This is a genomic window from Gilliamella sp. Occ4-3, from assembly GCF_001690675.1.
Classification (GTDB): domain Bacteria; phylum Pseudomonadota; class Gammaproteobacteria; order Enterobacterales; family Orbaceae; genus Gilliamella; species Gilliamella bombi.
The window spans coordinates 1-13,974 of the sequence record NZ_LZHR01000106.1 but is presented as its reverse complement, the minus strand read 5'-3'; the positions used below and the strand labels follow the sequence as shown (position 1 = coordinate 13,974).

At 35.9% G+C, this 13,974-nt stretch carries 13 protein-coding genes, 1 tRNA gene and 1 pseudogene; 6 read left to right on the top strand and 9 right to left on the bottom strand.

Annotated elements, in window-relative coordinates; all coding sequences use genetic code 11:
* From A9G44_RS10495 to cysK, 3 genes are all read left to right on the top strand, one after another.
* A partial coding sequence (locus A9G44_RS10495) for an IS30 family transposase (RefSeq protein WP_143426387.1) occupies positions 1–791 on the top strand: 791 nt, incomplete at its 5' end.
* 194 nt (positions 792–985) lie between these two features.
* Positions 986–1,062 (top strand) — tRNA-Val (locus A9G44_RS10490).
* Positions 1,063–1,548: 486 nt separating this feature from the next.
* Entirely contained in the window at positions 1,549–2,514 is a 966-nt protein-coding gene (gene cysK / locus A9G44_RS10485) for a cysteine synthase A (RefSeq protein WP_065610901.1), read from the top strand.
* A 93-nt stretch (positions 2,515–2,607) separates the two neighbouring features.
* Here cysK and ruvB read toward each other — a convergent pair whose 3' ends face one another.
* From ruvB to A9G44_RS10455, 6 genes are all read right to left on the bottom strand, one after another.
* Positions 2,608–3,612 carry a Holliday junction branch migration DNA helicase RuvB gene (ruvB, locus tag A9G44_RS10480; protein ID WP_034912838.1) on the bottom strand — a complete coding sequence of 335 codons (1,005 nt, stop codon included), beginning with the start codon at positions 3,610–3,612 and terminating at the stop codon, positions 2,608–2,610.
* Positions 3,613–3,625: 13 nt separating this feature from the next.
* Positions 3,626–4,234 carry a Holliday junction branch migration protein RuvA gene (ruvA, locus tag A9G44_RS10475; protein WP_065610899.1) on the bottom strand — a complete coding sequence of 203 codons (609 nt, stop codon included), beginning with the start codon at positions 4,232–4,234 and terminating at the stop codon, positions 3,626–3,628.
* Positions 4,235–4,416: 182 nt separating this feature from the next.
* The gene (locus tag A9G44_RS10470) at positions 4,417–4,755 is read right to left on the bottom strand and encodes a YbaB/EbfC family nucleoid-associated protein (RefSeq protein WP_034912828.1); all 339 of its coding nucleotides are present in this window, start codon (positions 4,753–4,755) and stop codon (positions 4,417–4,419) included.
* 31 nt (positions 4,756–4,786) lie between these two features.
* Complete coding sequence (gene dnaX, locus A9G44_RS10465; protein WP_065610905.1) at positions 4,787–6,994, bottom strand: DNA polymerase III subunit gamma/tau; 2,208 nt, start codon at positions 6,992–6,994, stop codon at positions 4,787–4,789.
* Between the two features lie 521 nt (positions 6,995–7,515).
* Entirely contained in the window at positions 7,516–7,971 is a 456-nt protein-coding gene (locus tag A9G44_RS10460) for a DNA polymerase III subunit chi (protein ID WP_065610897.1), read from the bottom strand.
* A gap of 16 nt (positions 7,972–7,987) precedes the next feature.
* On the bottom strand, positions 7,988–9,466 hold the full coding sequence (locus A9G44_RS10455; protein WP_065610895.1) for a leucyl aminopeptidase: 1,479 nt from the start codon (positions 9,464–9,466) through the stop codon (positions 7,988–7,990).
* A 137-nt stretch (positions 9,467–9,603) separates the two neighbouring features.
* Here A9G44_RS10455 and lptF point away from each other — a divergent pair, with 137 nt between their 5' ends.
* Together lptF and lptG are read left to right on the top strand one after the other, a co-directional pair.
* Positions 9,604–10,707 (top strand): LPS export ABC transporter permease LptF, encoded by a 1,104-nt coding sequence (lptF, locus tag A9G44_RS10450; protein WP_065610893.1) that lies wholly within the window; start codon positions 9,604–9,606, stop codon positions 10,705–10,707.
* Positions 10,708–10,717: 10 nt separating this feature from the next.
* A complete protein-coding gene (gene lptG / locus A9G44_RS10445; RefSeq protein WP_065610891.1) occupies positions 10,718–11,782 on the top strand; it encodes an LPS export ABC transporter permease LptG in 1,065 nt (354 codons plus the stop codon).
* A gap of 60 nt (positions 11,783–11,842) precedes the next feature.
* Here lptG and msrB read toward each other — a convergent pair whose 3' ends face one another.
* The 3 genes and pseudogenes from msrB to A9G44_RS10430 all read right to left on the bottom strand — a co-directional run.
* The gene (gene msrB, locus A9G44_RS10440; RefSeq protein WP_065589763.1) at positions 11,843–12,286 is read right to left on the bottom strand and encodes a peptide-methionine (R)-S-oxide reductase MsrB; all 444 of its coding nucleotides are present in this window, start codon (positions 12,284–12,286) and stop codon (positions 11,843–11,845) included.
* Between the two features lie 48 nt (positions 12,287–12,334).
* Positions 12,335–12,862, bottom strand: a complete 528-nt coding sequence (locus A9G44_RS10435) for a cytochrome b (RefSeq protein ID WP_065610889.1) — start codon at positions 12,860–12,862, stop codon at positions 12,335–12,337.
* A gap of 15 nt (positions 12,863–12,877) precedes the next feature.
* Positions 12,878–13,204, bottom strand: a pseudogene (locus tag A9G44_RS10430) (peptide-methionine (S)-S-oxide reductase); the annotation flags it as partial.
* 89 nt (positions 13,205–13,293) lie between these two features.
* Here A9G44_RS10430 and A9G44_RS10425 point away from each other — a divergent pair.
* Positions 13,294–13,974: IS5 family transposase (locus A9G44_RS10425; protein ID WP_065610903.1), on the top strand; the 681-nt coding region annotated here is incomplete at its 3' end.

The window sequence follows — 13,974 nt, the reverse complement described above, 5'->3', positions numbered from 1 at the left end:
CCCTAGCTAGGAAAAGGCGAAAAAACAGCGGTAATGGTAAGCCAATAGAGTCTTCGGTATGGCGCCAAGTTGAAAAATACCTCATGCTTTATTACAGCCCAGAGCAGATTGCTGCACGTTTAAAGAAAGTCAGCGTCCAATCAATCTATAACTATCTTTATCAAAATAAAGCGCGCTATGAACAATTCAAACCTTATCTAAGACGAAAAGGCAAAGCCTATAGGCATTGTAAGGCACCGAGTATTAAAGAAGGAGACCGCCGATATAAACGGTCAATTAAACAACGTCCAAGTTATGTAGAAAGCCGGAAAACGCGAGGACATTGGGAGGGAGATACGATTATTAGCCGTAAAGACAAGCAAGCATTGGTGACATTAGTTGAACGCAAAACAGGGCTAGTATTAATTGGGCGCCTCAATCAACGTACCGCCTCCGAAACGAGAGATATGATAATAAAATTGCTAACGCCGTTTAAAAAAATGGTTAAAAGCATCACCTTTGATAATGGAACCGAATTTAATTATCATCATGCTATTGAGCATTATTTAAATACTACCGTGTACTTTGCGGAGCCTTATAAAAGCTGGCAAAGAGGCACAAATGAAAACACCAATGGCTTAATACGTCAGTTTATACCTAAGTCAGCGGCCATTTCATTAGTTGACGACAAACAGATAAAGAAAATACAATATCTATTGAACACACGCCCAAGAAAACGGCATAAGTTTAAAAGCCCTGCCGATTTTTATTCTAAGGAGTTAAGACGAATTGCACTTCATGGTGTAATCTAGGAATTCAATCCGAAAAATAAAATGTTTTTTAAACAGCTGCATTAAACAATATCTATTGTAATTCTTAGAATTTATTGCATATTACGTTTATTCTATAATAAATTTAGTTCAACAGACTAAAAAAACAGCTATTTTTTTATTTTTTTACTTGATACAAAGCGATTTGACAGTTAATATTTGCGTGTTTCAAGTATACGCCCGTAGCTCAGTTGGTTAGAGCATCACCTTGACATGGTGGGGGTCAGTGGTTCGAGTCCACCCGGGCGTACCATATGATGGTCTATTTAAAATTATCCAAATAAGTCAGATTATCATCTATTCAATTAAAATTCAGCTGTATTAAGCCCTAGCCATACCCCCTATTACTGATATGAGAAAAATAGTCAAAATAAACATCGTAAAAAATTACCTAACCTGTACTAATTTATATTTGCTTCATTAATTTATTTTTAGTTTATCATAACAATGACCTTATAAAACTGGTACTAATTAGTGTAGCCGATCCAGAATTTGTTGATTTAAAGTCATATATTTTGTAATAACATATTTTTTAACAAAAATTCAATTTTAGAATCTTGGCGATTACTAACATTTATAAAAAACTCCTACAAACAAAGATCACCTTATAGCTCAAATGAATATCATTATAATAATTAATTAGTACCATCTTTTTAGGTAGTATTTATAATGATAAATATGATTAAGTAATTAGAGAGAGTTTCTCTTGAGCTAATTGAAACTAAAGAAGGACTTTATTATGAGTAAGATTTTTGATGATAATTCACAAACTATTGGGTATACACCATTAGTGAGATTAAAGCATTTTGGTCACGGTAATATTTTAGCCAAAGTTGAGTCTCGCAATCCAAGTTTTAGCGTCAAATGCCGCATTGCCTCAAACATGATTTGGGATGCTGAAAAGCGTGGTTTATTAACTACTGATGTTGAATTAATTGAACCAACAAGTGGTAATACTGGGATTGCACTTGCAGCTGTAGCCGCTGCTCGAGGCTATAAACTAACGTTAACCATGCCTGAAAGCATGAGTATTGAACGCAGAAAGCTACTAAAAGCCTTAGGAGCTAACTTAGTATTAACTGAAGCTGCTAAAGGTATGAAAGGTGCAATCGAAAAAGCAGAGGAAATGATGGCAAGGGATCCTAAAAAGAACCTGATGCTACAACAATTTAGTAATCCTGCTAATCCAGAAATTCACGAAAAAACAACGGGTCCTGAAATTTGGCAAGATACCGATGGTAAAGTCGATATTTTTATTGCTGGAGTAGGAACGGGCGGTACATTTACAGGTGTAACACGTTATATCAAAAAAACGCAGGGTAAAAATATAACTGCTGTTGCCATTGAGCCAACCAACTCACCAGTAATCAGTCAAACACTAGCAGGTGAACCAATTAAGCCGGGACCTCACAAAATTCAAGGTATTGGAGCTGGTTTTATTCCTGCAAATCTTGATTTAAGTTTAATTGATGTGGTGGAAAAAGTATCAAATGAAGAAGCGATCAAAACAGCCCGTAATTTGATGGAAAAAGAAGGTATTTTAGCAGGAATTTCATCTGGTGCCGCCGTTTATGCTGCCGATCGATTAGCAAAATTACCAGAAAATGCTAATAAAACTATTGTAGTCATTTTACCTTCTTCTGGTGAACGCTACTTAAGTACTGACTTATTTAGTGGCATGTTTACTGAAAAAGAGCTCGGTTAAATTCCAAATAGGATTAAACTTGATTAATAAAAAAGCGTGGCTGATCAAATAGCCACGCTTTTTGTTGACATAAACTAGTATAATTTTAACTGTTCAATTATCCTGAATTATCCCAAAATGACGATAAGCATGTGGTGTTGCAATTCTACCACGTGGCGTTCTTTGAATATAACCTTGCTGAATTAAAAAAGGTTCAAGTACATCTTCGATCGTTTCACGCTCTTCACCAATTGCCGCGGCAATGTTATCTAAACCAACAGGGCCACCCATAAATTTTTCTATAATGGCCAGTAATAATTTGCGATCCATATAATCAAAACCTTCATTATCAACATCAAGCATATCTAGCGCTTGAATAGCAATTTTTTTGTCGATAACACCTTTTGATTTTACATCGGCATAATCGCGCACTCGGCGCAAAAGTCGATTTGCAATTCGGGGGGTACCGCGTGAACGTTGGGCAATTAAATGCGCACCTTCGTCTGACAGATCCATGCCCAAAAATTTAGCGCTACGGCTAACAATATATTCCAAATCCTCAACCCGATAAAACTCAAGTCTTTGTACAATACCAAAACGATCCCGCAATGGCGAAGTTAACGATCCTGCACGAGTTGTTGCACCTATTAATGTAAAGGGGGGAAGATCGATTTTGATTGAACGTGCAGCAGGTCCTTCACCAATCATAATATCTAATTGATAATCTTCCATAGCTGGATATAAAATTTCTTCAACTACAGGCGAAAGCCGATGAATCTCATCAATAAACAGCACATCGTTTGGCTCTAGATTAGTTAGCATAGCGGCTAAATCGCCGGCTTTTTCTAAAACAGGGCCTGATGTAGTGCGTAAATTTACATTCATTTCGTTTGCGACAATATTAGCCAATGTAGTTTTTCCAAGCCCTGGAGGACCAAAAATAAGCACATGATCAAGTGCATCACTGCGTTGTTTAGCGGCTTGAATAAATATCTTCATTTGCTCACGAACTTGCGGTTGACCAATGTATTCGTCTAAATATTTTGGACGAATTGCACGATCTAATGACTCTTCTTCCTTTTGCGCTTGTGGTGCAATCAAACGATCCGCTTCAATCATAATAAATCTCTATTTACAATGCCGATTTTAAGGCTTCACGAATCAGCGTTTCGCAATCCATATCAGGATTAATTACTTTACTAATAATACGACTGGCTTCTTGTGGTTTATAACCTAATGCGATTAAAGCTGAAACAGCCTCACTTTTAATTTGGTTAGCTAACTTTTGAACACTATCTACATCAGAAACCAAGCTAACATTTGATGATTGCTCACCAAAATGTTTAAGGCGATCTTTCATCTCAACAATTAATCGTTGTGCAGTTTTATTACCTACTCCAGGCAATTTAACTAGTGTTTTAATTTCACCTTGTTCAACAGCACTAATGAATTGTGCTGCTGACATGCCCGATAAAATGGCTAACGCCAACTTAGGACCAACTCCATTAACTTTAATGAGTTCTCGAAATAATTCACGCTCTTGTTCTTGATTAAAACCATACAGGATTTGGGCATCTTCACGCACGGAAAAATGGGTTAACACAATGACCTCTCGTCCATTTTCGGGTAATTCATAAAAACAGGTCATCGGCATAAACACATCGTAACCGATGCCACCGACTTCTATCAAGACTTTAGGAGGTTGCTTTTCAATAATGGTACCACGTAAACGACCAATCACAATATATCCTTAATAATAAAGCATAACAAATAAGCAAATAATAAGGTGTAGTTTACCCGATAGCAAAAAAATAATAAAGAAAAACTGTATAAATAGACAGGCAATAACGAAAACAATATTGCCGACTTGATACTAAAAGTCGGCAATGTAAAAAGTTTAACTAACTGAATTAATGCGTTAACTTAAAACGGCATTTTAAAACCTGGTGGTAATTGCATACCACCAGTAACCTGAGCCATTCTTTCTTTTTGTGCTTCATCTAAACGGCGAGCCGCATCATTATAAGCCGCAGCAATAAGATCTTCTAACATCTCTTTGTCATCATCAGCCATAAGCGATGGATCAATTTCAACGCGCTTACAACTATGAGCACCATTAATAGTGACTTTAACTAAGCCTGCACCTGATTCGCCAGTAACTTCTAATTTAGCGATCTCCTCTTGTGCTTGTTGCATTTTAGCTTGCATTTGTTGGGCTTGTTTCATTAAATTGCCCAAACCACCTTTTCCACCTGAAAACATAATAATTCCTCATAAAAAAATATAGTCCGCATTATACAGGACGAATACTGGATTCATCAATCTTAGCATCAAAATATCGACAAATTGTAGCCACTTTTGAATCTTCGGCAATGGTTATCTTCGCCTGCGCAAGTTTTTCTTGGTATAACTCTTCGCGCATTTCAACTGGTGTTTTATAATTTACATCATCAATAATAATATCTACATCAAGATCTTGTTTACGATGTTTGCATAGCGCTTTTTTTACTTTGATCACATTCGATACCGAATTAATTAAATGCTTAACGGTTGAACGCAAATGCAACACAATCGTTCCACTATCTACTTGTTCAAAAGCTGAATTAACTACGATTTGCTTAATTAACGGCGGTAAATCTAATTGCTCGATCTCGGCACACCAAGCATCTTTTTGCGCCATTTCGGTAATTAATTTCTTAGCCATTTCAGGAGTTTTATCACCATTTAGTGACTCACGAAAAGCCTTAGTATCGACCACTAGCTCTTCCTTCATTGTAACTAGACCACTAGCTTGCCATCGATAATTTTCAGCAGTAATTTCTTCTTTGCTATTGCCGTTATCGCTGTTATCGATATCGTTTACTGGCACAACGCTCTGTTTAATTCGTGTTAATGATTTATTTATTATTAAATTTTGTGGTTGATTTGCATCAACCGATTCAAACTTTTTTGGATTTTGTTCCTCTTTCAATAACTGCATACGCATTTCTAAAATGCTTTTAGTCACCGACGACACATCATCAGGAATCGTTAGATCCGCCGTTGCTGGTTTGGCTTTAGATGTTGACGCTGTTTTTGAAGACAAAACGGTTAAATCGTTTAAGTCGTTGTGCTGACTTTGCTCATTTGTTAATGACGAACTTATCACTGATTGTGGTGTATTCTGTTCGGTATGATTAACTGGCTGGCTCACTGTTGCAAGTATAGGATCAGATTGCTGAATTCGAGATTGTTTTTTAGTTTGATTTACAGCCTGATTATTAGCTTCTGCTTGCCTTGATACATTCGCATGCATTACTGCTTGTGATTGCGATTGGGTATTAGGCGGTTCTTTAGTTTGCTTTTGAGTTTGAGTCTGCTTATTGCCTTGAACAGATGCCGAACTAGCCATAACTGGTGGTGTAACAGCATCAACCACCTTTGGCATAAAGGCTAAAGCGCGTAAAAAACTCATCTCGACACCAATTTTTTTATCAGGCGAAAAAGAAAGCTCTTTACGACCCATTAGCAAAATTTGATAAAACAACTGCACATCGTTAGGTGCCATATATTGTGCTAAAAAACGTATGCGCTCTTCATTATCAATATAATCACCCAAAGCAGTTGGCACTACTTGTAATAACGCAATTTGATGCAATAAAGTAATGGTTTCGGCTAACAGATTATCCAAATCAGCGCCCTGTATAGCAGCTGCTTCAATTTGTTGCATTAAGGCATTACCATCACTATTATGTAATGCTTCAACAATTGCAAAAGGAACCGACTTATCAAGTGTACCAAGCATTACCGACACTGATTCTGCATCGACCTTACCGTTACCAAGAGCAATCGCTTGATCGGTTAAACTCAGCGCATCACGCATACTACCATTAGCGGCTTTAGCTAATAACCCAATCGCTTTCGGATCGCTGCTGATTTGCTCTAATTTTAAAATATGTTCAAGTTGCTGGCCAATTAATGTTGTATCTAATACATTTAAATGTAAATGCAAACAACGTGATAAAATAGTTATAGGTAATTTTTGCGGATCTGTAGTTGCCAATAAAAACTTAACATGCTCAGGTGGCTCCTCTAGGGTTTTAAGAAGTGCATTAAAGCTACTGCGCGATAACATATGCACTTCATCAATCAAATAAACCTTAAAGCGCCCTTTAGTTGGTAAATATTGGATGTTATCAAGTATTTCACGAGTGTCTTCGACCTTGGTACGAGATGCGGCATCAATTTCAAGTAAATCAACAAAACGACCTTGTTCAATATCACGACAATTATCACAAACTCCACATGGTGTAGCAGTAATGCCTGTTTCGCAATTCAGCCCTTTTGCTAACAAACGCGCAATTGACGTTTTACCTACTCCTCGAGTGCCTGAAAACAAATAAGCATGATGAACTCGCCCTAGCGAAAGTGCATTAGACAAAATTTTAAGGACATGTTGCTGCCCCACAACCTCAGAAAATGATTTTGGTCGCCATTTGCGTGCCAGAACTTGATAACTCATAATCACCATAACTCATTGCCATTGAATTTGGCACTAATCATATCATAAACTGGCAAAATAGTCTTGATACAGTCAATAATCGATGCAATATTAATCAACAAAATTTAGCTTGAGAAAACCTAAATTTGCTATTAAAAAATAAAAGTGTAATAGTGCTAACCTAAACATACCTAACAAATTATAAAATGGAATATATAAGAAAGCACAACGAAAAAAGAGCGTTTTTCTAAACCACCTATATGGCGTTAATAGAGAAACAGATATACTATAAACATAGTTTTGCAAAAGCAAAACAGGTTTTCTACTTTAAAATACCCTTTTCTACAAGATGATTTTAATTTATTGTTTTTCATTAATTTTTACCCATCAATAAAAAAAGGGTTGGCGTGAATTTTGAGTTTTTGGATAATGCACAGATTTTACCATTAAAAAACATTCAGGCAGGATATTGATTTTATTTAATTTTTACACTAAGTTTTAGAAAAAATAATCAGTGAAGAAATAAAAAAACATCCCTAATATTATTCGCAATTAATTGAAATCGTTTTAAGATTAAATCCTGCCTCTTTATACAACTTGTACCGTTTCCTTGCTAATGACTTTAGCTGCTCATCCACTGGCACAAAATCGATAATATCACGATAAACACCTGCAAATTCAGGAAATTGTTCTTGTAAATTAATAAGTAGCTGACGTGTGCCGCTGCTGCGTTTTTGTGGCCAGCTAATTTCAACAGGTGATCCCCCTTTCATGCCTTCACCAGCCAAATTATGCGGAACAAAATTGTCGGTTTCGAGTTGCCATAGGTACTCGTCTATTCGTTCTGCTTGACCCTGATCTTGACAAGCAACTTGCACGCGCTGATTGGCGTGCCATGCTTCAACTATTTTTTTGCATGCTAGTTTTTCGTAAAAAAGCACGCCAGACTCGTCGGCTTCTGTTTGGTTTTCGAGTAAATAGAAGATCACTTTTTTCATAAAATCTTAGCTCGATTTATTGATCTAGTAGATATTGAATCAACATGGCAACTGGACGACCCGTTGCTCCTTTTTGCCCACCAGATTTCCACGCTGTGCCAGCAATATCTAGATGTGCCCATTGATATTTTTCGGTAAAACGTGATAAGAAGCATGCCGCAGTAATGGTGCCGCCATCTCGACCACCAGTATTAACAATATCAGCACAGGTTGATTTGATTTGTTCTTGGAATTCACTATCAATCGGTAGCGCCCATGCTTTGTCGCCTGCTTTATTGGATGATAAGATCAATTGTGCAATTAATTTGTCGTTATTACCCATTACTCCAGTATAGTGATGTCCTAGTGCAACGATACAAGCGCCAGTTAAAGTGGCAATATCAATAACAGTTTTTGGATTGTAACGTTCAACATATGTTAAAGCATCACATAAGACTAAGCGACCTTCAGCATCAGTGTTAATCACTTCAACTGTAGTACCTGACATGGTTGTCAATATGTCGCCAGGACGGTAGCTGTTGCCGTCAGGCATGTTTTCACAACCCGCCATGACTCCAACAACGTTAATAGGTAATTTTAACTCTGCCACAGCCTGCATAACACCATAAACGGTTGCCGCACCGCACATATCGTATTTCATTTCATCCATGCCTGCAGATGGTTTGATTGATATTCCTCCTGAATCAAAGGTTAGTCCCTTGCCGACTAAAACATACGGCTGGGCTTTTTTATCTTTAGCACCTTTGTATTCAATAATAGTCATGATTGATTCGTTTTGCGAACCCCGCCCTACTGCTAAATAAGCGTTCATGTTTAATTTTGCCAATTCGCTTTCGCCAAGGCAGGTTACTTTTAATGATGAATGCTGTTTGCCTAGTTGTTTACCTTGTTCGGCTAAGTATTTTGCGTTACAAATATTTGACGGCATATTGGCAATTGCTTTTGTTGCAGTAATAGCATTAGCAATAATTTGCCCTTGTAACAAGTTATCAGTTAATGCTGATAACGCTTCTTTATCATGAATTAATAATGTCACTTTAGTTAGGCTTGGTACAGGATCTTTAGTCGTTTTAAAGTCATCAAACCGATAAGTTATATCGCTAATAATTTGCGGCAGTTGTTTGGCTATTTCAAGGCTAGTTACTTCATTGAATGCTAATAGATCCCATGCAATATTTTTAACTTTTTTAGCTAGTAGCTCTTTTATTACCGCTTTAATAACGGTTTTAGCTTGAACTAAGTCAAATGTTTTTGCTTTGCCACAACCAACAAATAAAAGTTTTTGTTTTAAATTGTTATTTGGATATAGCAAAGTAGTTTTACCTAGTTCGCAACTTATATCACCTGATTTGATAAGTTGACTAACTAAACCATTGGTTGATTTATCGATATCTTTGACAAAATCAGACTGTTTTTTTCTTGAATCAATTGAAACAACTAAACACTCTGTTTTTTGTTTAGTTATAATAGTACTGTTTTTTATTTGAAATTCCATGGTGCTTCTCGTTTATGAATTAGTGCAGATAATTTATATTCTATCGGTTCATTGTTGGATAGCAACAAAAAGATAACTAAAACGAAACAAATCAGATTATAATAGTCTGGTTTTGTGCCAACAGATAAAGGTAAGATGTGATAATTCGTCGATATTTAGTGAAAGAAACATTGAAAACCCAAGGGGCAATTTTATTTATTTTGTTGCTGATTTTCTTTTCTCAAAAATTAATTAGAATTTTGTCGAGTGCAATCGATGGTTCAATCCCTCGTGAATTAATTATGCCGTTACTAGTTTTAGGCGTATCAAATATGGCCGATCTTATTTTGCCGCTGAGCCTTTTTCTTGGTGTACTTGTTACTTTCGGGCGACTTTATTCTGATAGTGAAATGGTAGCAATGCATGCATGTGGTGTTAAGAAAAACTTAACTTATCAAGTAGTATTTTTTCTATGCATTTTAACTAGTATATTAACCGTAATGAATTCACTTTGGTTTGGTCCTTGGTCTAACGTTAAGCAAGATCAATTGGTTGCTAATGCTAAGATCAATCCTAGTTTAGCTGGATTATTAGCAGGACAATTCCAACAAACGCCAGATGGTAATTCAGTTATTTACATTGGTAATGTGAATAATAACAATTTAGAGAATGTCTTTATTGCTCAAATCAATCCAAAAGCAAATCAACGACCTTCTATTATTATTGCTAATAAAGGTAAGACTGGACACGATAACGAAGGTAACCAAATTATTACACTTGAAAATGCTAATCGTTATGAAGGAACAGCACAATTAAAAGATTTTAGAATTTCAAACTTTCATAATTATTTAGGTATCATAAAACCCAAAGAGTTAAATACTAACGAGGATAACGATAAAATCGATGTTCAGCAATTGGGAATATTAGAGCTTATTAACACTAATACACCTAAAGCTGTTGCGGAATTTTATTGGCGGATAACGCTAATTATTTCAGTACCATTAATGGCCTTTTTAGTTATTCCACTGAGCGTATCAAATCCACGACAAGGACGCCTTGCGCAAGTTTTACCAGCTTTACTGATCTATTTAGTTTACTTTTTATCGGCCAGTTCGATTAAGGCTAATGCTGGTAAAGGTCGGTTAGATCCCGAATTGTGGTTTTATATATTAAATTTAGGATATTTTGTGTTAGCGATAATATTGAATTGTTGGGATAACCTATTTATGCGTAAACTTCGCTTAAAATATTCGGCATCTTAAGGAGCAAAGCGTGTTTTCGATTTTAGATCGTTATATCGGTAAAACTATTTTAAGCACCATTGGTGTTAGTCTTTTTTTACTTATTAGTTTGTCGGGTATCATCCGTTTTATTGATCAGCTTCGAAAAATTAAAGTTGATTATGATGCGTTTTCTGTCGGTATTTATACGCTTTTAATGGCTCCAAAAGATTTAGAAGTATTCTTCCCGATGGCAGCGTTATTGGGTGCATTGATTGGTTTAGGATTGTTAGCATCCCGCAGTGAATTAATTGTAATGGAAACATCTGGCTTTAGTCGTTTCAAAATTGCATTTGCGGTGATGAAAACAGCATTACCACTAGTACTAATTACAATGGCGATTGGTGAATGGGTTGCTCCAGTTAGCGAGCAAACTGCACGCAATATGCGTTCTGAAAAGCTTTATGGTAATTCGTTAATGGCTGAACAAGGCAGTCTTTGGGCTAAAGATGGTAATGATTATGTTTTTATTGGCCATGTAAATAACGATAATTCGATTTCGAATGTTTATATTTATTCAGTTGACCAAAATAAGCTTCAATCCATTACCTATGCTGCTTATGGAGTGTATGAAAATGATACTTGGACATTATCGCAAGTTGAAAAAAATGATCTAACAGTGCCCAATAAAGTAGTTGGTGTAAATACGATATCCATGCCTTGGAAAACAAGCATTACTCCTGATAAATTAAATATTGTCGCATTTGATCCTGACTCGTTGTCGGCTTCAGGACTTTATGAATATTCACAATATCTAAAAAACTCTGGGCAAGATTCTAAGTATTATGATTTGCTGTTTTGGAAAAAGATCATTAAACCAATTTCAGTTGCTGTGATGATGTTGTTAGCTTTATCGTTTATTTTTGGTCCATTGCGTAGCGTATCAATGGGGATTCGTGTGGTGATAGGTATCAGCTTTGGCTTTTTATTTTATATTGCCGATAATTTGTTTGCCCAAGTAAGTATTGTTATTGGTATTTACCCTATTATTGGTTCGCTTATAACCAGTTTCGTATTTTTATTGATTAGTTATATTTTATTTAAACGAAAAAACTAGGTTTTTTAAAATTTTATCCTATCATCTGATTTAGATGATAGGATTTTTATATTGTAACGATTATGCTGTCTGTGATTGTTTATCAAACAGGTTTAAATATTGCCCATAACCTGCATCTTCCAGTTCCTCTTTAGGTATAAATCGTAAGGAAGCCGAGTTAATACAATAACGTAATCCACCTAACTCTTTTGGACCATCATTAAAGACATGCCCAAGATGAGAATCAGCTTCCACAGATCGCACTTCAATACGTCGCATACCAAAACTGGTGTCCTTTTTTTCAACAATATTGCTCTTGTTTATCGGTTTAGCAAAACTAGGCCAGCCACATCCTGAATCAAATTTATCTAACGAAGTAAATAACGGCTCGCCAGACACAATATCAACATATATCCCTTCCTCATTATTGGAATTAAATTCGTTTTCGAACGGTGGTTCAGTCCCATTTTTTTGAGTTACGTGATATTGCATAGGTGTTAATATAGACAGTGCTTTCTCTTTCATTGTTTTATTCATAAGTCACCTTTATGTTATTTATTTTAAATAATAGAATTAATTACGACTTAACATTGATTGCAATACTTTATCTTTAATCCAAAAATAATGATATAAGGCGCCAGCTATATGTAAAATAAGTAAAATTGCTAATAAATATGGGCTGAACTTATGCATAATATGAAAAAAATCATAAAACATGTTAGTCATATCAATAGCCGGAATAGAAATGATGCCAAAAAAATTCAGCGACCGACTACTCATTAAGTACCCAGACAGAGGCACAATAATTAAAAAAATGTAAATAAATCCTTGTATGGACTTAGATAAAATACGTTGTAGTTTTTGATTTTTGGGCAAGACATTAGGCACACCTTCGGTTTTAATAATTGTAAAACGCCACAATGTTATTACAAATATCAACACACCAAAAGATTTATGCAATAAATAAATAGTAAACATACCACCCAAATAATGTGACAATGTCACCTTAAATAACACTAATAAAAACGTTAATACAATCAGTATCAATGTTAACCAATGAATCCATTTTTGTTTACTACTATATTGCGGATAGTTTTGCATAATTCAATTGCCTCTTTATTTTTGCCAATGCTGGGCTAAAAACTTTGATCGCCCTGATAATTGATAATATTGATTATAATGCTGGGATTGTTTTGTATAATAATTTTGGTGATAATCCTCAGCTAGGTAAAAGGCAACTGCTGGCTCGATAGCGACACCTATAGGCTTATTAAACTTCTTACTATCTTGTAATGCTTGTTTAGACGATAATGCTACTTTATGTTGATATTCATTATGATAAAAAATAACAGGACGATAAGAATCACCTCGATCAGCAAATTGCCCTTGTGAATCCGTTGGATCGATTTGTTTCCAAAAAATTTCAAGCAATTTTTTATAACTAGGGCGTGTTGATCTTTCGTGATTATTTTTTAGACGGCATGATGTGAGTTATAATAATTCAGCCAAAAACAACCATAACTCGATTCATCATGCCAAGAACAATGCTAACAGATAAACGGTGGGAAAAGCTACTACAAATAATGAAAAATACCGGCCGAGTTTATAATAAATCCGAGCATCGGATGACGTTTGAAGGGATCCTTTTCCGAATGAGAACCGGTATTCCTTGGCGAGATTTGCCAAAAGAGTTTGGTGAATGGAGCACCGTCTATAGACGATTTAATTTGTGGTCTAAAAAGGGAATATTAGTTAATATTTTCAAACATTTATCACAACTAGCGGATTTTGAATGGGTGTTCCTAGATGGCTCGATTATCAAGGCTCATCAACATAGTACAGGCGCTGCAACGGAGCATTGTGAGCAAATAGGTCAGAGCTGTGGTGGTAATTCAACTAAAATTCATCTTGCGGTTGATAGTGGTGGTTTGCCTATTTGTTTTGAGCTTTCTGAAGGACAACGACATGATATCACTTATGCAGAAAACCTAGTTGAAAAGCTCGATGAAGTCAATACAGTGATAGCCGATAAAGGTTATGACAGCGAGCCTTTTCGGTGCTTTGTTCGTCAAAAAGGCGGACGAACGGTGATTGCTAAACGTAATTATGGTAAGGATATAGATAAAAGCAGTATGGATAGGTGCCTTTATCGCTATCGTCATTTAGTCGAGAATGCCTTTGCTAGAATCAAGCAATATCGTTCAATATCAACT

Coding starts and splice junctions, on each gene's coding strand:
- A9G44_RS10435 (WP_065610889.1), bottom strand. CDS start 12,862: ATGCAAAACTATCCGCAATATAGTAGTAAACAAAAATGGATTCATTGG.
- ruvB (WP_034912838.1), bottom strand. CDS start 3,612: ATGATTGAAGCGGATCGTTTGATTGCACCACAAGCGCAAAAGGAAGAA.
- A9G44_RS10455 (WP_065610895.1), bottom strand. CDS start 9,466: ATGGAATTTCAAATAAAAAACAGTACTATTATAACTAAACAAAAAACA.
- msrB (WP_065589763.1), bottom strand. CDS start 12,286: ATGAAAGAGAAAGCACTGTCTATATTAACACCTATGCAATATCACGTA.
- dnaX (WP_065610905.1), bottom strand. CDS start 6,994: ATGAGTTATCAAGTTCTGGCACGCAAATGGCGACCAAAATCATTTTCT.
- A9G44_RS10460 (WP_065610897.1), bottom strand. CDS start 7,971: ATGAAAAAAGTGATCTTCTATTTACTCGAAAACCAAACAGAAGCCGAC.
- cysK (WP_065610901.1), top strand. CDS start 1,549: ATGAGTAAGATTTTTGATGATAATTCACAAACTATTGGGTATACACCA.
- A9G44_RS10470 (WP_034912828.1), bottom strand. CDS start 4,755: ATGTTTTCAGGTGGAAAAGGTGGTTTGGGCAATTTAATGAAACAAGCC.